Source organism: Kocuria sp. CPCC 205231 (genome assembly GCF_040980965.1).
Classification (GTDB): Bacteria; Actinomycetota; Actinomycetes; order Actinomycetales; family Micrococcaceae; genus Kocuria; species Kocuria rosea.
The window spans coordinates 113,049-130,618 of record NZ_JAVKPP010000012.1 but is presented as its reverse complement, the minus strand read 5'-3'; the positions used below and the strand labels follow the sequence as shown (position 1 = coordinate 130,618).

The following is a 17,570-nucleotide window of genomic DNA, read 5'->3' as shown; positions in this document are numbered from 1 at the left end:
GTGCTGATCAAGGACCGGCTGGCCCTGGAGCGGATGCGCACCATCGACGTGGTGCTCTTCGACAAGACCGGGACCCTGACCGAAGGGGCGCATGCCGTCACCGGCACGGCCCCTGTCCCCGGGGTCTCCGAGGGTGAGCTGCTGGCCTGGGCGGCGGCGGCCGAGGCCGACAGCGAGCACCCCGTGGCCCGGGCCATCGTGCGCGCCGCCGCCGAGCACCCCGAGGCCCCCCGGCTGGGCCTGCAGGGCACCGGTTTCCGCGCGGCCACCGGCCGCGGCGTGAAGGCCACCGTCGACGGGGCCGAGGTCCTGGTGGGCGGGCCGAACATGCTGCGCGAGCTCGACCAGGACACCCCCGAGCCGTTGCGGGCGGGCGTGGACGAGTGGACCAGCCGCGGCGCCGGGGTCCTCCACGTGCTCCGGGACGGAGCGGTCATCGGTGCCCTGGCCCTGGAGGACAAGGTCCGCCCCGAGTCCCGCGCCGCCGTGGCCGCCCTGCAGGACCGGGGGGTGCGCGTGGCGATGATCACCGGCGACGCCCGGCAGGTCGCCGAGGCCGTGGGCGCCGAGCTGGGCATCGACGAGGTCTTCGCCGAGGTCCTCCCGCAGGACAAGGACACCAAGGTCACCGAGCTCCAGTCCCGGGGGATGACCGTGGCGATGGTCGGCGACGGCGTCAACGACGCCCCCGCCCTGGCCCGGGCCGAGGTCGGCATCGCCATCGGCGCCGGCACCGACGTGGCCATGGAGTCGGCCGGGGTGGTCCTGGCCGGCAACGACCCCCGGTCCGTGCTGTCGATGATCGACCTGTCCCGGGCCAGCTACCGGAAGATGATCCAGAACCTGGTCTGGGCCGCCGGCTACAACGTCGTCGCCGTGCCCCTGGCCGCCGGGGTGCTCGCGCCGATCGGGATCGTGCTGTCCCCGGCCGTGGGCGCGGTGCTGATGTCGGCGTCCACGATCGTGGTGGCGCTCAACGCCCAGCTGCTGCGCCGCCTCGACCTCGACCCGGCCCATCTGGCCGCCGTCAGCGCCGAGGACCGCCGTCCCGCCGAGCAGTCCACGACTGCCCCCACCCACTGACCCACCGACACAACCGACAAGAAGAGAAAGACACCCCCATGAAGCGAACCACCGCCCTCAGCACCCTCGCCCTGGCCTCCGCCCTGGCCCTGACCGGCTGCGGCACCGGCGCCGACGAGCAGGACACCGGCACGAGCGCGGAGACCGCCGCCCCGGCCACCGCCGCCCCCGAGACCCCCAGCACCACCTCGGCCTCCGAGGAGCCGATCGCCGAAGAGCACAACGACGCGGACGTGATGTTCGCCCAGATGATGGTCCCGCACCACGAGCAGGCCGTGGAGATGAGCGAGACGCTGCTGGCCAAGGAGGAGGTGCCGGCCGAGGTCGCCGATTTCGCCCAGCAGGTGATCGACGCCCAGGGCCCGGAGATCGAGCGCATGAACGCCATGCTCGAGGCCTGGGGCCAGGAGCCCATGATGGAGTCCGGCGGCATGGAGGGCATGGACCACGGCTCCGGGGCGGGGATGAGCGGGATGATGAGCGAGGAGGACATGCAGGCCCTGGAGGACGCCCAGGGCACCGAGGCCTCCCGGCTGTACCTGGAGCAGATGACCGCCCACCACGAGGGCGCGGTCGAGATGGCCCGCGACCAGGTCGAGCAGGGGCAGAACCCGCAGGCCGTGGCCCTGGCCCAGGACGTCATCGAGGCCCAGGAGGCCGAGATCACCGAGATGGAGGGCCTGCTCCAGGGCCTGCCCAGCGGCTCCTGAGACTCCGCAGGTCGTCCGGGGCCGCTACAGGGCGGCCCCGGAACAGCGCCAACTACCACGGAAGGAACCCGTCATGATGTGGGGTGACGGCATGGGGTGGATGTGGCTGTTCTGGCTCCTGCTCATCGGGGGCACGGTGGTGCTGGTCTTCGTGCTGGTGAAGGCGTTCACCAGCGGCTCGGGCGGCGGCACCTGGCAGGGCGGCACCGCGCCGCCGACGACGGGTGCAGGCCCGCGCCGGTCCCGGGAGATCCTCCAGGAGCGCTACGCCCGCGGAGAGATCAACACCGAGGAGTACCGGGAACGCCTACGGACCCTGGAAGAAGGCGACCGGTGAGCCCGCTGAGCCGCCGCCAGCAGCTGTCCCTGGATGCGGCGGAGGAAGACCGGGCCGCATGATGTCCTTCACGATCGACGGGTAAGGGTACGACGCCGAGCGCACCGACCAGCGGGTCCGGGTGGGCACCGTGGAGGTGTGGACCCTGACCAACTCCAGCCCCCTGGACCACCCGGTGCACCTGCACGTGTGACCCCTGCAGGTCGTGGCCGAGGAGGGCCGCGACGTCTCCGCACCGCGGTGGCGGGACGTGGTCAACATCCCGGCCTTCGGGGGGGGGTCACCGTCCGGGTGGCCTTCGACGACTTCGGCGGCCGCCCCGTCTTCCGCTGCCACACCCTCGACCACGAAGACCTCGGCATGATGGGCACCCTCGAGGTCCGCTGAGCGGCGGTGGGCCCGACCCACCGACCTTGTCCGACAACCCCACCGCCGAGAAACGATCGCACCCCGGCAGGAAGGACGTGCAGCTCCCCATGAACGACAGCACGCAGACGCAGCAGAAGCTCTCCCTGACCGGATCCGTCGCCCTGGGCACGGGGGTGATGATCGGTGCGGGCATCTTCGCCCTCGTGGGGCAGGTCGCGGAGCTGGCCGGGGGCTGGGTGCCCTGGGCGTTCCTCGCCGGGGCCGTGGTCGTGGCGTTCAGCTCCTACTCCTACATCCGCTACTCGGCCACCAACCCGTCCTCCGGCGGGATCGCGATGCTACTCAAGGCCGCCTACGGCCCCGGGGTTCTCGCCGGGTCCTTCTCCCTGTTCATGTACGTGTCGATGATCCTGGCCGAGTCCCTGCTGGGCCGCACCTTCGCCTCCTACCTGCTGCGCCCCTTCGGCCTGCAGGACTCCGCGGTGTGGGTGCCGGTGCTGGCGGTGGTGGCCATCGCGGCCGCCGCCCTGGTCAACCTGGTGGGCAACCGGTGGGTGGAGCGCTCCGCCACGGTGACCGCGGCAATCAAGATCGTCGGGATCGCCGTGCTGGCGGTCGCGGGCATCCTCGCGGCAGGGGTGTCCTCCCTGGGCAGGCTGTTCACCGCCGCCGACCGCACCCCACCGGAGGCGGGCTGGCTGGGCTTCCTGGCCGGGACCACCCTGTGCATCCTGGCGTACAAGGGCTTCACCACGATCACCAACCAGGGCGCGGACCTGCAGCAGCCGCAGCGCAACATCGGCCGCTCCATCATGATCTCCATCGCCCTATGCACCGTGCTCTACCTGCTGATCACCGTCGCGGTCACCGGCAGCCTGACCGTGCCGCAGATCGTGGCGGCCCGGGACTACGCCCTGGCCGAGGCGGCCGAGCCGATGTTCGGCGCCTGGGGTGTGACGCTGACCGTGGTGATCGCCGTCGTCGCGACGCTGTCGGGACTGGTCGCGAGCCTGTTCTCGGTCTCGAAGCTCTACGACATGCTCCGCGACATGGGCCAGGCCCCCGGGCTGCCGGGGCAGGAGGGTCACCAGTCCCTCTACATCACGGCCGGGCTGGCGATGCTGATGGCCGCGTTCTTCGACCTGTCCCAGATCGCCTCCCTCGGCGCCATCCTGTACCTGGCCATGGACATCGCCATCCACCTCGGCATCCTGCGCCACCTCAAGGACGATGTCGGGGCCAAGCCCTGGATCCCCGGGATCGCGATCCTGCTCGACGCCGCGGTGCTCGTGCCGTTCGTGCTGCTGAAGGCCCAGTCGGACCCGTTCACCCTGGTGGTCACCGCCGTGGTGGCCCTGATCATCGTCGTCGCACAGTGGGTCGTCGTCCGCCGGCGCGACGGGGCGAACAGCACCGGGCAGCAGCCCCACACTCACCCCTGAAGCCGGTCGCGCGACCGGCTCACGGTGAGGGGCCCGTCGGTGGACGGGCCCCTCACCATGAGCGTGCTCGTTCAGTTCTGGCCGGCCAGCCAGGTGCGGAAGTCCGCGATCTGCGCCTGTTGCGCGGTGATCCCAGCGCTGGAGGCCACCCGCAGCTGAGCATGATCAGCGCGGGACTGCAGCTCGAGGAACTCGACGATCCCGCCGTTGTGGTGCGGGATCATCTTCTGCACGAAAGCGACGTCGAAGTCCTCGCCAGCCTCAACAGCGGCCAGTTCTTCGACCATCATCCGGGTCTCCTCCTCCAGGATCTTCATCTCCTCCTGTGCTTCCTCCGGGGCCTGAGCCTTGGCCTCTTCCGGGGTCAACCCGTACCACTCCTCCAACCAGGTGGTGAACTGGTCGATCTGGTGCTGCTGGCTGGCGATGATGTTCTCCGCGTGGGTGCGGATGTCCGGGCTGGTCCCGCGCTCGAGCTCCAGCTGGGCCATCTCGATCGCGGCCTGGTGGTGGCCAATGATCTCGGCCAGGAAAGTGACCTCCAGCTGCTCGCCCTCCAAACCGGCCAGGGTCTCACCGAATTCGTAGGCGGTCGGGGAGGTGGGATCGGGGCCGAGCATGTCCTCCGGGGCCTGATCCTGGGCGTGGGACGAGACCGGGGTGGTCACCTGTCCGTGGGCGAACACTGGGGCGCTGGCCCCGCCCCACAGGGCCGTGGCGACGACAACGGTGGAGGCGGCGGCCGCCGTGCGACGGCCAGGGAACTGGATGGAACGCATGATGATGTCTCTCTTCCGCAATGAAGGAGCTCGACCCCGAGGTGCCGGCTTGGTCATCAGCCCCGTACCCTGCGCGTGAACAAACCGCGCGGGCAGAGCTGTACTGAACAAGGGGCGGGGGGAAGAGGGAACCCGCATCCGGGCACGCCCGATCAGCCCATCAGGCTCCTCTTTCACCGACGGAGGCCGGTCATCGGCGTCCGTGGGTCAGCGCGAGTCTGGGCTCAGCCCAGGGAGGCGACCAGTGCCGCACAGGCGGCCTCGCAGCGACGGCAGGCCTCAGCACAGATCCGGCAGTGCTCGTGCATGTCCGCGTGCTGCTCGCACTCATCAGCACACGCCTTGCACGCCATCTGGCAGACCCGGATCGCGTCCAAGGTGATGTTCGCGTCGTAGCCGGTGTGCCGGGAGAGCACCCGCCCGGTGGCCTCGCACAGGTCCGCGCAGTCGAGATTGGTGCGGATGCACTTGGTCAGCTCGGCGACCATGTCCTCGGACAGGCAGGCATCGGCACAAGCGGTGCAGGTCTGGGCGCACTCGAAGCAGGCCTCGATACAGGCCGCCAGCTTGCCCTGGTCCACTCCCCCGAGGTCCTTCGGGTAGGTCTCCAGCATCGCGCTCACGTGATGGGTCATGGCTTGCTCCTTCGTCGGTTCGGTCGAGGAGACGAACCGGCCGGAGCCAGCCCGCCATGTCATCGACAGTAAACTGCCGATTCTGTGTGACGCGACCCGAAAGCTTGAAGATTTGATGAAGATCAACGCCTCAAGAATCCGCGATCCCGCCTCACTACCTGGCCTCTACATCGGTGCAGCGGGCTGAATATGGAGATTTCATGAAGAAACCCTGCCCTAAGGCCTCGGAAGGGCACTTCCGAAGCCCTCCCAAACTGTGAGCCACCTTGAAAATCCTCCCCAACAATCTTGGTGCTGGCCCGGCCCGCGCTGAAGACTGCGCATGGTTGCAGAGCCCTGTCGCTGTCGGCTGCGTCCAGCGAAACGCGCGCCACCATGCCATGTGTCCTAGTCAGAGCGCTTTGAAAGACCGGTGTGAGCTACGCGACGGGTCCTGCTGCGTGACGGTTTCACTTCCTCGGGGCGTATTTTTCCGAGGCCGGAATCACAGCTTCCCGCTCCCGACTGAGGAGAGAATCCAGGCCGTGACCTAAACGTGACACTTTCGTTATGGATGGGCTACTGTCCACTGCGTGCCGATGACTGATCCGGTCGGCGCCCTCGTGCACATCGCCGAATTCTGCCGGTGCTCGAGGTTCCTGAAGAGATATCGCTTGGCAGAAGCGGGGGAACCATTTTCGGTCCCGGTGATCCGGGGCCTTGGGGTTAAGCCGGCAGAGCGCGTGCGCTCTGCCGGCCGGGTGTCTCCCACCCGCATCCGACAGCTCACCTCGTAGGCAAAGGGAGGAACTCACCCATGACTGTTTTCAAGCGCCACGCTGCCCGCCACCGTGCCGAGACCACCTCTCACGCCGTGCGCAACACCACGATCGCTGCCACCGCCGGTGCGGTGCTCATCGGCTCCATCGCCCCGGCCCAGGCCTACGCCGAGGTCCCCGCAGAGACCGCCCCCGCCTACGCGACCCCCGCGTCCGCACTGACGACTTACACCTCGGCGGCCTCCCAGCCCGCGGCCGCCCCGCAGACCGTCTCCACCGCCTCTTCCCAGGCCCCGGCCGCGCCCGAGCAGGCTACATCGGCCGTGGCGGTGTCCACCCAATCGGCGGACATCACCGAAATTACCGGCGCCTCCGGGATCGTGGGCACAGCGATGCAGGGAGCCGGCACCGGTTACGTCTGGGGCGGCACGGACTTCGGCGCCTGGGACTGCTCCGGCTTCACCCAGTGGGTCTACGCCCAGCAGGGCATCGACCTCCCCCGCACTAGCCAGCAGCAGTGGGCGGCCGGCACCCTGACCACCGACCCGCAGCCTGGCGACCTCGTCGTCCAGAACGGCGGGGCCCACATCGGGATCTACCTTGGTGGCGGCAAGATGATCTCCGCGCTGAATCCCACCCAGGGCACCTTCGTGCACAGCGTGAATGCCATGCCGACGGTCGGCTACGTCACCTTCCGCTGAGCCAACCCTCCGTCCGCCACGAATGCCGCTCGTGGCGGGCGGCGGGTGTGCCCCCCACCTGATCAGCATCCAGGATCGGTCGGTCAGAACCGGAGATGCCTGCACCCATCCACCGCCGGGGAACACCCCGATCTGGCCGCCTGATGGGCCCGCTCTTGAAGGTTCAGTGAAGATCTACCGCCCAGCCCTCCCAGCCCGGCGAAGCCAGCTGCGGCGGGGCTACCGTGGATGGATCGGTCCGCCTCGACCCGAGGCTGAACAGAGCAAACACCACGATGTGCAGGTCCAGTACGGGCTGCTGCGAAAGAGAGATTCGTCATGACGTCGACGTTCAAGCACCTGGCCGCCGGGACGGCCCTGGCGCTGGCCCTCAGCGGTGCCGGGGCGACCGCGGCGGTCGCGTCCCCGACGCACCAGCCTGCCTCCGCCTCCGCACAGACGGGCGCTGAGCGGCACATGAACCACGACCGCCACTTCGCCGTGATGATGGTCCCCCACCACCAAGGTGCCACCGACATGGCCGAGCTGGCCCTGCAGAAGTCCGAGCGTCCCGAAATCCGTGACCTGGCGGAGAAGATCATCGAGGCCCAGACCGAGGAGATCCAGCAACTGGAAGCAGCGGCCCAGCGGCTGGCCGCCGAGAACACCCCGGGACACCACCACCATGGACACGGCCACCACCACGGCCACGGGCACCACGTCCACGGCCATGGCCATGGCGGCCATGGCCAGAGCATGAATGCCGACATGCAGGGCGCCATGATGGGCGAGATGGACGGCATGGACGGCATGGACGGCATGGACGGCATGAGCCTCGAAGAGCTGGCGAAACGGTCCGGGGATGAGTTCGACAAGGCCTTCCTCGAAGAGATGATCGCCCACCACCAGATGGCTCTCGAGATGGCCGAGATGGAGCTGCAGATGGGCACCGACCCCGAGTTGCGAGCCATGGCGGAGAAGATGATCGAGGACCAGCAGGCGGAGATCGAGCTCATGCAGGGCTGGTTGGAGGAGTGGTTCGCGGCCTGATCCAGGACCACGAGCTGGGCCGTCATCGACTGGAACGGGCCGACACCGGGATGTCATGGTCCCCGTCGACCCGTTCCAGCCAGTCCAGTCCAGTGCGGTGATCCCCGACGCGGCACCCGATGGGCGCGCACCCTTCGCGCAGTCAGCAGCACCCCGAACGGTCACCGACCAACCGTAGGTTTGGCAGCACCGCGCCCTCTTGCCTCAGGACACGGCCCCCCTCCCCCTCGCCTGGGGTCCTGTTCCTCCAGCGCGCGCACCGTCACCGAGATGGCCGAGACCACCGGAGTCCCCTCGCCCGGTGGTGGTGGCCGGATCCCGGCCGTGTTGCGTCTGTCCGGGCTCGTGGAGGGGCGACACGCGATCTTCTCAGTGTCCGATATCCCTCTCATCGGCCCGGTGCAGGGGATCGTTAGCCACAGCGACCACCGGTTCACCGGTGAGCCCGGCCACGACGAGTCCACCCCCCTGTTTCGTTTCCGAGGCCTCAGACACGGTCGCCCTGGGACGCTGGGGCTCGCAGCACAGTGTTCATGTCACAGCGATCAGTACCGGGAGGACAGATGACGGATCCGCTCACCGGACGTGTGCTGGTGGTCGACGACGAGGTCGACCTCGCGCAGCTGATCGCGGACTATCTGCGCAAGGCCGGGCTGGAGGTCGTGATGCGCCACGACGGCACGGAGGCGGTGGCCGCGGTACGGAACTTCGCCCCGGACGTGCTGGTGCTCGACCTCGGGCTGCCGGGGATCGACGGGATCGAGGTGTGCCGTCAGGTGCGGACCTTCTCGGACTGCCACGTCCTGATGCTCACCGCCCGGGATGATGAGGTCGACAAGATCGTGGGCCTGTCGATGGGAGCCGACGACTACGTGACCAAGCCGTTCAGCCCGCGCGAACTCGTGGCCCGGGTGCAGGCCATGCTGCGCCGGGTGCGCACCCAGTCCGCACCCGTCCCGGAGCCGGCGGGCCAGGACCAGGGGCTGGTGATCGGGGACCTGGTGGTGGACGGGGACTCCCGCCAGGTGCACCTGGGCGGGGAACCGGTGGCGTTGACGAGGATCGAGTTCGACCTGCTCCTGTGCCTGGCTGCCCGCCCCCAACTGGTGCTCTCGCGCCGGCAGCTGGTGGAGATGGTCTGGGACACGCACTGGACCGGGGACGAGCACCTGGTGGATGTGCACATCGGACGGATCCGCAAGAAGCTCGGCGACGTAGCCACCAGGCCGACATTCATCCACACGATCCGCGGGATCGGCTACCGGATGGGCACCGGGCGATGAGCGCCGCCGTCTCCGACCGGACCCGGGCCTGGTCTTTGTCCTGGAGCCCATTGACGGTGCGATTGATGCTAGCCCAGACCGCAGTGCTGGCCATCGGGCTGATCATCGTGGTGATCACCGCGGTGCTGGTCGGGCCGAACATGTTCTATCACGAGCTCATCGAGGCCGGCCACGCCGATGAGGCCACCGGACTGGTGCACCTGGAGGACGCCTTCCGCTCGGTGAGCCTCACCGCCCTGACCATCGGGGGGCTCCCGGCGCTCTACATCGCCGGGATGCTCACCTTCTACCTCTACCGCACGATCGGGCGGTCCCTGGTCTCCTTCAGCACCGCCGCCCAGGAGGTGGCTGCCGGCAACTACGACGTGCGTGTCACCTCCACCAGCCTGGGCGCGGAGTTCGACTCCCTGGCTGGGTCTTTCAACGACATGGCGGCCAGGCTCGACGCCGTGGACACCACCCGGCGCCAGATGCTGGCCGATCTGGCTCATGAGATGCGCACCCCCCTGGCCAGTCTCAAAGGACATCTAGAGGGCATCGAGGACGGAGTGGTCGAGTGGGATGCACGAACCACGGGCATCTTGTACGCCCAGATCGCCCGGCTGGAGCGACTGGCCCGCGACATCCGCCAGCTCACCGCCGCCGAGGAAGGCATGACCCATCTGCAGCTGACCCTCCAGGACCCGGGCCGGCTGGCAGCCCAGGCGGCCGCGGCCGTCCAACAGGACGCCGCCGCTCAGAACATCTCGGTGACCTCCATCAGCACCGGCATGGAGGTCACACCGGTGCTGGTCGATCAGGAGCGGATGGAACAAGTGTTGGGCAACTTGCTGGAGAACGCCTTACGCCACACCCCATCCGGCGGGGCCGTCACCGTGCGCACCGACCACACCCCGGAGGCGGTCACTGTCACCGTCACCGACACCGGGGAAGGCATCGGCTCCGAGCACCTCCCGCACGTGTTCGAGCGCTTCTACCGCGCCAACACCGGCCGGGAGGCCCACCGCGTGGGCTCAGGCCTGGGACTGGCCATCAGCAAATCCCTGGTCGAGGCCCAAGGCGGGACCCTGGAGGCCACCAGCGGCGGCCCCGGACGCGGGACCAGCTTCCGGATCCACCTGCCCCGCCACACGCCCCCGGACTGACCCCAGCGTCACCAGACCGTTCCGTGACGGCGGCGGGCCGTGCCCGCCGCAGAGAGCACGTCTGCTGCGGCGGGCACGGCCCGTCATGTCGTGGCTACCGGTACAGCCTATCCGTGGCTGTCCTGGGCCGGCCTGCCCAGCACCAGCTGGCGGGTGCCTTTCACGCTGGTGCTGACCACCTTCTCCAGCGGTCCCTGCCCCAGGCTCCGGTGCCAGGCCACCGCGAACAGCGCCGCCACCGCCAGGTGGACCATGAACCACAGGTAGGGCAGCTCGTAGTGGGCCTCGAAGGACAGTGCCACCAAGTGGACGGTGTAGAGGGTCAAGGTCATCACGCCCATCGCCGACAGCGGTAACAACCATGCCCCGATCTTCGGGCCGATCAGCAGGAAGACGCCCAGCACCGCCAGGCTCACCCCAAGGCTGGCCGCGATCGCCAGCGGGGTGTTGGTGTGCGGGGTGGCGATCGCCAACCACCACACAGTCTCCGTGGGCAACGAGTCTGGCCCCCAGACCAGTACATCCTCCAGCTCGTGCTCGCCCATTGAGGAGGCATCCAGCAGCCGCTGGTAACCACCCAAGGCATAGAGCAGGACATAGGAAGTGGTCTGGGCGAAGATCGCCAGCCCCACGCCCACCACCACCAGTCGAGCTTGAACCTCCGTCTTGCGCAGATTCAACCGCCCCAGCCCCAGTCCGACCAGGAGATAGGTCATGTACGGCAGGGCCGGATAGGTCCCGGTCAGCAACAGCTGGGAGGCCGTGGCACCGGGCTGCGTGAGCAGATCCGTGAACGTGGGGTTGTAGGAGACGAATTCGGGCAACGCATTTTGGAGTCCCTGCATCAGCATCGGGGACACCACCCCGAAAAGCACTGCGGAGATGAACAGGGCCTTCGGGCCTGCATGCAGGAACGGAATCGCCAGCAGGAAGAACACCCCGTAGTAGATCAGGATGTTGTAAGCGGGCGGGTCCTCCGACATCAGCGTCCCGATCCACAACCCCACGATCGCGATCAGCACCGCGCGCACCACCAGGCCGATCCGGTCAGCGGTCATCGTCCTACCCTCGTGCGGGTGCCGCCCCCCGGAGGTCAGTGCCAGCCCCACCCCTGCCAGCAGGGCGAACAGGGCCGCTGAGTCCCCCGAGAACAGCCGCCACGACCAGCTCGCTTCCCCGGTCTCCTCGTTCCAAGCCGGTAGCAGATGAATGGCCATCAGCCCGATCAGCGCCAGCCCCCTGGCCGCATCGATCCCCACCAACCGGCGGGTGGGCCTTACCACCGCGTCTCCAAGACCCGCCGGCAAATGCCCTCCCATCCTCGATCCAGTACTCATCATTCCCCCTGTTAACGACAAGGTCCCGGTGCATCCGGGACCCTCTGTCCCAGGGTGGACGCCTCACTTGGAGTCCCCGTCGCGGGATTCTCAAGGTTCCATGAAGACTCCAAGGTCCATGGGCGACGCAGGCGCTTCTCCGTGCGACCGAAGCACGAAACGAGGAAAGGGAGACCCAGCGCAGGACCCGCGAGGTGGCCCGGGGTCCGTCGGACCCTGTGATCCGAGCCAGATCACCCCTTCACGTTAAAGACGGGCGCCCCAGCCCTGGGGAGGAATACTGGGGCACCCGAATGTCCGTGCACGAACGGATGAGAACGGGGTGTTCTCACTGGCAAACTATGCCCTCATCGACCCAGAAAAACAGGACGTAGAGCACCCAGCAGAGCAAGCTTCAGGGAATCTTCATGTCGTCTTGAGGGAAGCTCCACAATCCACTTCACATCCCGCCGTCACCTTTGAACTGCCATAGGCCCCGCGTCGACGTGTGGCCAACGAACGGCCCCTTCAAGTGCCGAAAGGGGACTGCCGCACCGATAAGTGCACCTATCGGTGCGGCAGTCCCCCTCGTCGGCTTTGTGACTCGAACGCGCCCGGCGAGATACATGGAGTGGGTCACCCGTTGCGAGCAGCGCCTGTAGCGCGGTAGCTGTGCGGGGCGCCTGCCGGGGCGGCACCGGTGATGTGCTCGGCGTGCGAGAGCGCCTCGGCCAGCAGGCGGTGCACGTGGGTGTCGGTCGCCCAGTAGTACGCGAAAGTGCCCTGCCGCCGGCTCTCCACCAATCCGGCCAGGCGCAGCTTGGCCAGGTGCTGGCTCACCGCCGTGGGCGCGGCGCCGACCAGCTCGGCCAGGGCGTTCACGCTGGACTCGCCCTGGAACAGTGCCCAGAGGATTTTCACCCGCGTCGCATCGGAGAGCATGCGGAAGGTTCCCGCAGCGATCCGGGCATGCTCATCATCGGGGGCAGGGTGGACCAGCTCGTCGTGCACGGCACCATGCTATCTGCGCCTTTGTATCTTCGTATCTACGTAGATACGCTTCCAGTGTGAAACCAGCCCGGTCCACCCCCGCACACGGCGACTCTCCCACCCACTCCCAGGACCATGGCCATGGTCACCATGAGGGTCATGGGCACCACGGCGGTTGGGCCCGGCTCAAGCACGCCCTCATCCCGCACAGCCATGACCACACCGAGGCCATCCAGACCGCTGAGCAGGCCAGTTCCATCGGCATCCGCGCCGCCTGGATCAGCCTGGCCGGGATGGGGGCCACGGCACTGCTGCAGATCGTCATCGTCTGGCTCAGCGGGTCGGTGGCCCTACTCGCTGACACCGTGCACAACCTCGGGCACCTGGCCACGACCATCCCGCTGATCATTGCCTTCCGCCTCGGCCGCCAGGCCCCCACCCGGCGCTACAGCTACGGGTTCCGGCGGGCCGAGGACCTGGTCGGGCTGCTCATCGGGGCCGTGATCGCCCTCTCGGCCGCGCTGATCGTCTGGGAATCACTGCGGGCGCTGACCACCCAGCAGGACATGACCCACCTCGGGTGGGTCCTGGCTGCCGCCCTTGTCGGGGCCGCCGGCAACGAGGTCGTGGCCCGCTATCGCATCCGGGCCGGGCGGCGCATCGGCTCAGCGGCGCTGATCGCCGAGGGCCAGCACGCCCGCACCGACGCCCTGACCTCCCTAGCGGTGGTGCTCGGGGTCATCGGCGCCTGGTTCGGGCTCCCGTGGGTGGATCCGGTGATCGGCCTGGCCATTGCCGCGGTGATCATCGCGGTGCTGGTCGGGTCGATGCGCACGGTCGTGCGCCGGCTCATGGACGGCGTCGAGGACGGGACCTTGGACTTGATCGAGCGCACGGCCGCCGCCGTACCCGGGGTCGCAGCGGTGGGCCGGACACGGGCCCGGTGGAGCGGGCACCGCCTGGAGGCCGAGGTAGCGATCGCCGTGGAGAACACCCTGAGCGTGGAGGCCGGCCACAACCTCGCCCACGCCGTCGAGGAGCACCTGCGCCTACACGTCCCCCATCTGCAGCAGGCCACCATCCACGTCACCCCCGCCCAGACAGCCACCACTTCCCGGACGATCCCGTGACGCATCGGACTCAGATGGTCCTCGCTTGCGGCAGCTCCCGGATCCGCCGGTAGAGGGTCGCCCGCGACATCCCCAGGTCTCGAGCGACCTGGGTGGCCGGCTCCCCGGACTCGATCAGGCGCAGGGCGTTGCGGATCTGGGAGTCGGTGAAAGTCTGACGCCGCCCGCCCAGGTCCTTACCGGCGGCCCTCCGTTTGGCCACCGAGTCGGTGATCCGCTCCCGCTTGATCTCCAACTCCATCTGCGCCAGGGCGGCCATGACGGTGAAGACCATGGAACCCATCGGGGTCGCGGTGTCCACGTCTCCCCCACCGAGGTTCAGCACCCGCAGCCCGGCACCTGTGCCCCGCAGCTCTTCGGCGAAGCTCAGCATGTTCTGAGTCGATCGCCCCAACCGGTCCAGCGTGGTGATGACCAAGGTGTCGCTCTCTTCGAGGGCGGCCACTGCTTTGTCGAACTGTGGGCGTGATGCACGGCCTCCAGACACTCCACTGTCCATGTAGATGTCATCGCGTCGCACGCCGGCATGTAGCAGGTCGGATACCTGACGGTCCGCATCCTGCTGCCGTGTCGATACCCGGGCATACCCGATGAGCTTCCCCACGTCCACCTCATCTGTCTCGTAACTAACGTTGAGTATCGAATTCTAGAGGCATGGATAAAGCACAAGGATGCGAGACAGGCCGAACCGCGGAAACATGCGGGTGCAGTTTTTTGCGACGAGACGTCTTGCATCCCATGGCTTGAGAAACGAGTCGCTGTCATCTTGTTCAGTTTGCTTCCTGAGTGATCAGCTCAGTGGTTACTCTGGAATATCGCCGACGGGGTTCCCTCCCGACCCGGCGTCGCGGTCCAGCCCCGGCCGTCTCGATCCTTGACCTGTGAACAGGAAAAAGGCATGACATCCTCTGTCTCCGGGGCTCTGGCAGTCGAACTGCGCCCCCATTCCCCCGCCCACTGGATCGCCACCTACTACCCCATGGTGGAGACTCCCGCCGGCCGCTGGGCCGACGTCACCTGGATCCTGCATCAATGTCGGATACCCCCTCCCGCTTCTGTTGCACTGCCTCGGGCGCAATGGCTGGAGCTGCGCAGCCCCGATCCGGGTCACCACGGTTACGCCAACCACCCTGCGTGGAGGGCGGCCCTGGCGAGCGGCTACGCGGCAGCGCTGGCCGTCTACATCGCCGAGGCCGATGACGTTCCCGCACCGACTCAGCAGGCCCAGCGGCCTCGAGCCGGTACGGTCGTCGTCCCGGCCGGACAGGTCTCGGAGTGGGTGCTCGAGGACCTCGACGAGGAGACCATGCAGATTCCCAGGTGACCCTGCCGTTGGCCACCCGTCATCACCGCCGCTTTCCTGCACCGGCCCTGCACTGGTCGACAGGTTTGGGTGTGCGCTGTGGAATCGGTGCCACCACAACCCCGTGATGAGCAAATCTGCGAGGCAGGTCTGTAGATGTTGAGCTCGTGGGCGGCGCGGTCGAGGACATTGCGCTGGAGGCGAGACAGGTGCAGGGCCTCGTACAGGTAGGCCTGTATCTCCACCTCCCCGGCGTCGCGCCCGAGGTCGTAGTGGTGCCGGCTTGAAGCAGGGGACGGTGGTTCCACCGCCGTCCCGGACGCAGGGCCCGGAGCGTTCCGAGCCACGCGCTGCCCCCTGTCAGGTCCGTGGTGCTGCGGCCGGCTCACCACCCTCCCCTGGCGGGAAGGAGAGGAGGCGTCCGGTCGTGGTGCTCGCCACACGAGGCAGGCGCTCGGAACGACCCGGCCGCCGCCTGCGGTTCAGCACCACCACGAATCCCGTGGGGTGCTGGGGTTCAATTGCTGATGGCCGGGGCGGCGCAGATGTATGTGGTCTCCAGCGCCTGGGCGGCCAGGAACCGGGCGGTGTCGGCGCGGGTGATCGAGGGCCCCACCACGTCCCGGTGGGTCATCCCGACGTGGCGGACCCCGCGTACCGGTCCGTCCGTCAGCGGCGCGTGGCGCACGAGCGTCCAGCTCAGTGCGGAGGAGGCGATGGCATGGAAGTCGGCGGCCGCCTCCCGGCACAGCTGGGGGCACCACCCCTGCCAGAGCAGCCGGGCGGTCCGCCGCCAGGTGTCCGGGTAGCGGGTGTGGTCGACCAGGGTCGCCGGCTGCAGACCGATGTACCGGGTGCGCCCGTGGCCAGCCATGCTGTCCACGATGGCGCGGGTCGCGTCCACGGTGAGGTTCGGCCGCCGCCGGCTGCGTTCGGCACACAGCACGTCGATCACCACCTCGTTGTCCGCCACAGCCGCGTCGATCACGGCCGCGTCCAACGGGTCCCCGACGCGCAGGTGCACCCGGTCGGCCCACTCCGCCGGTGCCTGGGCCGGATCAGTGAGCACGGCGCTGACCCGGTGTCCCCGGAAGACGAGGTCCGTGACGGTCTCACGGCCGACGTCCGTGTCCGCCCCGAACACCACGACCTTCACCGAGCCTCCCACCCGGCACGTGCCGCCCGACCGGTCCCGCTGAGCAGAACGCCACCGGCCCGCGGCCGCTGGTCGGTGGTTGCATCTGGTTCCGGCAGCACGAGATCCACCCGCCCCCCGGGACGATCGCGGCACTGCTGGTCGATGCCGGCGCGCAACAGCGCCACGGCCGCCGGTTCTGGGGGACCGCCCGCGGTGAGGTCGACGAGGACCTCCGCGGCGGGGGTGAGGGTACGAGCCCGCTCGATGACCGGGTGCAGGGCCTGTTGGTTGGCGGCGCTCAGGCACCCGGTGACGATCAGGCGCAGGCGCCGGCCGTCGAGGTCCACGCGCACCAGCACAGAGAGTTTGGGGTCGGACACAGCAGATCTTTCACGGCGGTCCCCCGGGAAGAGGAAGGGTGGGGCCGGCTGTTCGACCACGTCACAGCCTAGACCATTCCCGACGCGACAGCCGGGGAATGGATCTGCTCGGACATCTCCCTGCACCAGTGATCGGGGACGCCGTGCCGGTCCGGGTGTTGCTCCGGCGGATCCTTGCTGGCGTATCGTTGAGGACGAGGGGCGGCCGAGCACTGTTGGTCCCCTGCACGGGGTGACCCCCTGGCTCGCGCGTCCTGCATGGGCCAGGAATTGCCCGACCGACCGGGGAGCCCCCAATGGAACCCACTACCGCTGCTGCAGCGGACGCCACCGATCTGAGCGCGGTCTTCGCCCGGATCCAGGGGATGTTGCTGAGCCAGGAATCAGCTCAGGCCGCTGCCGCCCAGCTCGCCCTGGCGGCCCGGGATCTGATCGACTCCGCGGCCGGGGCCGGGGTCTCGCTGATCGACGAGACCGGACGCCGGACCTCCACCGCGGCCACCGACACCTTGGTGGAGACCGCCGACACAGCCCAGTACGAGCTGGGGCTCGGCCCGTGCTTGAGCGCCTGGGCCACCGAGTCCGTTCAGCGCCTCGAGGACACCGCCGCGGATACTCGGTGGCCGGAGTGGTCCCGCACGGCGGCCGGGGCTGGGATCGCTTCGGTGCTCAGCGCCCCGGTGCTCTACCGGGACAACTGCCTGGGGGCGATGAAGATCTACGCCACCGCCGGGAACGCGTTCAGCGCCCGGGCGGAGCAGCAGCTGGTGCTGCTGGCCTCCGCCGCCGGCACCCTTCTCGGGGCGGCCCAGGGCAGTGACACCCCACAGCGGCTCAGCGCCTCGCTGCAACAGGCCATCACCAACCGCACCGCGGTGGAGACCGCCACCGGGATGCTGATGGAGCGCCACGCCACCGATCACGAGACCGCTCGGCGGATGCTGATCGGCGCTTCTCAGGCCCAGGGCCGGCCGCTGGCGCAGATCGCGCGCCGGGTCGTGGAACGAGCCGCGGACACGACCAGCTGAGGAGTGCGGTGGCG

The 17,570-nt window shown here is 68.6% G+C and carries 20 protein-coding genes and 1 riboswitch; of the genes, 13 read left to right on the top strand and 7 right to left on the bottom strand.

Translation table 11 applies throughout. The annotated features are described in order from the left end of the window. The 6 genes from RF640_RS13580 to RF640_RS13555 form a co-directional block, all read left to right on the top strand. A partial coding sequence (locus RF640_RS13580; RefSeq protein ID WP_368828155.1) for an HAD-IC family P-type ATPase occupies window positions 1-1,083 on the top strand: 1,083 nt, incomplete at its 5' end. Between the two features lie 38 nt (window positions 1,084-1,121). Further along, entirely contained in the window at window positions 1,122-1,793 is a 672-nt protein-coding gene (locus RF640_RS13575; RefSeq protein WP_047804184.1) for a DUF305 domain-containing protein, read from the top strand. A 73-nt stretch (window positions 1,794-1,866) separates the two neighbouring features. Next, window positions 1,867-2,130, top strand: coding sequence for an SHOCT domain-containing protein (locus RF640_RS13570; protein WP_047804183.1), 264 nt, complete (start codon window positions 1,867-1,869; stop codon window positions 2,128-2,130). A 121-nt stretch (window positions 2,131-2,251) separates the two neighbouring features. Beyond that, window positions 2,252-2,323, top strand: coding sequence for a multicopper oxidase domain-containing protein (locus RF640_RS13565; RefSeq protein WP_368828157.1), 72 nt, complete (start codon window positions 2,252-2,254; stop codon window positions 2,321-2,323). A gap of 98 nt (window positions 2,324-2,421) precedes the next feature. Further along, window positions 2,422-2,517, top strand: coding sequence for a hypothetical protein (locus RF640_RS13560; protein WP_331457110.1), 96 nt, complete (start codon window positions 2,422-2,424; stop codon window positions 2,515-2,517). An 89-nt stretch (window positions 2,518-2,606) separates the two neighbouring features. Next, complete coding sequence (locus RF640_RS13555; protein WP_075872539.1) at window positions 2,607-3,941, top strand: APC family permease; 1,335 nt, start codon at window positions 2,607-2,609, stop codon at window positions 3,939-3,941. A 71-nt stretch (window positions 3,942-4,012) separates the two neighbouring features. Here RF640_RS13555 and RF640_RS13550 read toward each other — a convergent pair whose 3' ends face one another. Continuing rightward, the gene (locus RF640_RS13550; protein ID WP_047803067.1) at window positions 4,013-4,720 is read right to left on the bottom strand and encodes a DUF305 domain-containing protein; all 708 of its coding nucleotides are present in this window, start codon (window positions 4,718-4,720) and stop codon (window positions 4,013-4,015) included. A gap of 224 nt (window positions 4,721-4,944) precedes the next feature. Next, window positions 4,945-5,355: a four-helix bundle copper-binding protein gene (locus RF640_RS13545; protein WP_047803066.1), complete on the bottom strand. Its 411-nt coding sequence runs from the start codon at window positions 5,353-5,355 to the stop codon at window positions 4,945-4,947. A gap of 600 nt (window positions 5,356-5,955) precedes the next feature. Beyond that, window positions 5,956-6,146: riboswitch (cyclic di-AMP (ydaO/yuaA leader) on the top strand. 5 nt (window positions 6,147-6,151) lie between these two features. Here RF640_RS13545 and RF640_RS13540 point away from each other — a divergent pair. The 4 genes from RF640_RS13540 to RF640_RS13525 all read left to right on the top strand — a co-directional run bounded on the left by RF640_RS13540 (window position 6,152) and on the right by RF640_RS13525 (window position 10,271). Next, window positions 6,152-6,814 carry a C40 family peptidase gene (locus RF640_RS13540; protein WP_047803065.1) on the top strand — a complete coding sequence of 221 codons (663 nt, stop codon included), beginning with the start codon at window positions 6,152-6,154 and terminating at the stop codon, window positions 6,812-6,814. Window positions 6,815-7,132: 318 nt separating this feature from the next. Beyond that, window positions 7,133-7,843 (top strand): DUF305 domain-containing protein, encoded by a 711-nt coding sequence (locus tag RF640_RS13535; protein ID WP_368828153.1) that lies wholly within the window; start codon window positions 7,133-7,135, stop codon window positions 7,841-7,843. A 563-nt stretch (window positions 7,844-8,406) separates the two neighbouring features. After that, window positions 8,407-9,126, top strand: coding sequence for a response regulator transcription factor (locus RF640_RS13530; protein ID WP_176337449.1), 720 nt, complete (start codon window positions 8,407-8,409; stop codon window positions 9,124-9,126). 65 nt (window positions 9,127-9,191) lie between these two features. After that, the gene (locus tag RF640_RS13525) at window positions 9,192-10,271 is read left to right on the top strand and encodes a sensor histidine kinase (RefSeq protein WP_368828152.1); all 1,080 of its coding nucleotides are present in this window, start codon (window positions 9,192-9,194) and stop codon (window positions 10,269-10,271) included. A gap of 107 nt (window positions 10,272-10,378) precedes the next feature. On the opposite strand, the gene RF640_RS13520 is transcribed toward RF640_RS13525, so the two are convergent. After that, complete coding sequence (locus RF640_RS13520) at window positions 10,379-11,530, bottom strand: heparan-alpha-glucosaminide N-acetyltransferase domain-containing protein (RefSeq protein ID WP_229588155.1); 1,152 nt, start codon at window positions 11,528-11,530, stop codon at window positions 10,379-10,381. Between the two features lie 693 nt (window positions 11,531-12,223). Then, on the bottom strand, window positions 12,224-12,598 hold the full coding sequence (locus RF640_RS13515) for a metalloregulator ArsR/SmtB family transcription factor (protein ID WP_047803062.1): 375 nt from the start codon (window positions 12,596-12,598) through the stop codon (window positions 12,224-12,226). Window positions 12,599-12,654: 56 nt separating this feature from the next. Here RF640_RS13515 and RF640_RS13510 point away from each other — a divergent pair, with 56 nt between their 5' ends. Next, window positions 12,655-13,707 carry a cation diffusion facilitator family transporter gene (locus tag RF640_RS13510; RefSeq protein ID WP_368828151.1) on the top strand — a complete coding sequence of 351 codons (1,053 nt, stop codon included), beginning with the start codon at window positions 12,655-12,657 and terminating at the stop codon, window positions 13,705-13,707. Between the two features lie 10 nt (window positions 13,708-13,717). On the opposite strand, the gene RF640_RS13505 is transcribed toward RF640_RS13510, so the two are convergent. After that, a complete protein-coding gene (locus tag RF640_RS13505) occupies window positions 13,718-14,311 on the bottom strand; it encodes a recombinase family protein (protein WP_047803060.1) in 594 nt (197 codons plus the stop codon). A gap of 294 nt (window positions 14,312-14,605) precedes the next feature. Between RF640_RS13505 and RF640_RS13500 the strand changes: the two genes are divergently transcribed. Then, window positions 14,606-15,031 (top strand): hypothetical protein, encoded by a 426-nt coding sequence (locus tag RF640_RS13500; RefSeq protein WP_035929032.1) that lies wholly within the window; start codon window positions 14,606-14,608, stop codon window positions 15,029-15,031. A gap of 496 nt (window positions 15,032-15,527) precedes the next feature. On the opposite strand, the gene RF640_RS13495 is transcribed toward RF640_RS13500, so the two are convergent. Beyond that, window positions 15,528-16,166 (bottom strand): NAD(P)-dependent oxidoreductase, encoded by a 639-nt coding sequence (locus RF640_RS13495; RefSeq protein WP_158279243.1) that lies wholly within the window; start codon window positions 16,164-16,166, stop codon window positions 15,528-15,530. After that, the gene (locus RF640_RS13490) at window positions 16,163-16,528 is read right to left on the bottom strand and encodes a hypothetical protein (protein WP_035929040.1); all 366 of its coding nucleotides are present in this window, start codon (window positions 16,526-16,528) and stop codon (window positions 16,163-16,165) included. Before RF640_RS13490 ends, RF640_RS13495 begins: the two co-directional genes overlap by 4 nt. Window positions 16,529-16,824: 296 nt before the next feature. On the opposite strand from RF640_RS13490, the gene RF640_RS13485 reads away from it, so the two are divergent. Beyond that, window positions 16,825-17,556, top strand: a complete 732-nt coding sequence (locus RF640_RS13485; RefSeq protein ID WP_035929044.1) for a GAF and ANTAR domain-containing protein — start codon at window positions 16,825-16,827, stop codon at window positions 17,554-17,556. Window positions 17,557-17,570 lie beyond the last annotated feature (14 nt).

What these genes read in the sequence shown, in the direction of transcription:
- RF640_RS13575 (WP_047804184.1), top strand. Translation starts at nt 1,122, where the DNA reads ATGAAGCGAACCACCGCCCTCAGCACCCTCGCCCTGGCCTCCGCCCTG.
- RF640_RS13570 (WP_047804183.1), top strand. Translation starts at nt 1,867, where the DNA reads ATGATGTGGGGTGACGGCATGGGGTGGATGTGGCTGTTCTGGCTCCTG.
- RF640_RS13555 (WP_075872539.1), top strand. Translation starts at nt 2,607, where the DNA reads ATGAACGACAGCACGCAGACGCAGCAGAAGCTCTCCCTGACCGGATCC.
- RF640_RS13550 (WP_047803067.1), bottom strand. Translation starts at nt 4,720, where the DNA reads ATGCGTTCCATCCAGTTCCCTGGCCGTCGCACGGCGGCCGCCGCCTCC.
- RF640_RS13545 (WP_047803066.1), bottom strand. Translation starts at nt 5,355, where the DNA reads ATGACCCATCACGTGAGCGCGATGCTGGAGACCTACCCGAAGGACCTC.
- RF640_RS13540 (WP_047803065.1), top strand. Translation starts at nt 6,152, where the DNA reads ATGACTGTTTTCAAGCGCCACGCTGCCCGCCACCGTGCCGAGACCACC.
- RF640_RS13535 (WP_368828153.1), top strand. Translation starts at nt 7,133, where the DNA reads ATGACGTCGACGTTCAAGCACCTGGCCGCCGGGACGGCCCTGGCGCTG.
- RF640_RS13530 (WP_176337449.1), top strand. Translation starts at nt 8,407, where the DNA reads ATGACGGATCCGCTCACCGGACGTGTGCTGGTGGTCGACGACGAGGTC.
- RF640_RS13525 (WP_368828152.1), top strand. Translation starts at nt 9,192, where the DNA reads ATGCTAGCCCAGACCGCAGTGCTGGCCATCGGGCTGATCATCGTGGTG.
- RF640_RS13500 (WP_035929032.1), top strand. Translation starts at nt 14,606, where the DNA reads ATGACATCCTCTGTCTCCGGGGCTCTGGCAGTCGAACTGCGCCCCCAT.
- RF640_RS13485 (WP_035929044.1), top strand. Translation starts at nt 16,825, where the DNA reads ATGGAACCCACTACCGCTGCTGCAGCGGACGCCACCGATCTGAGCGCG.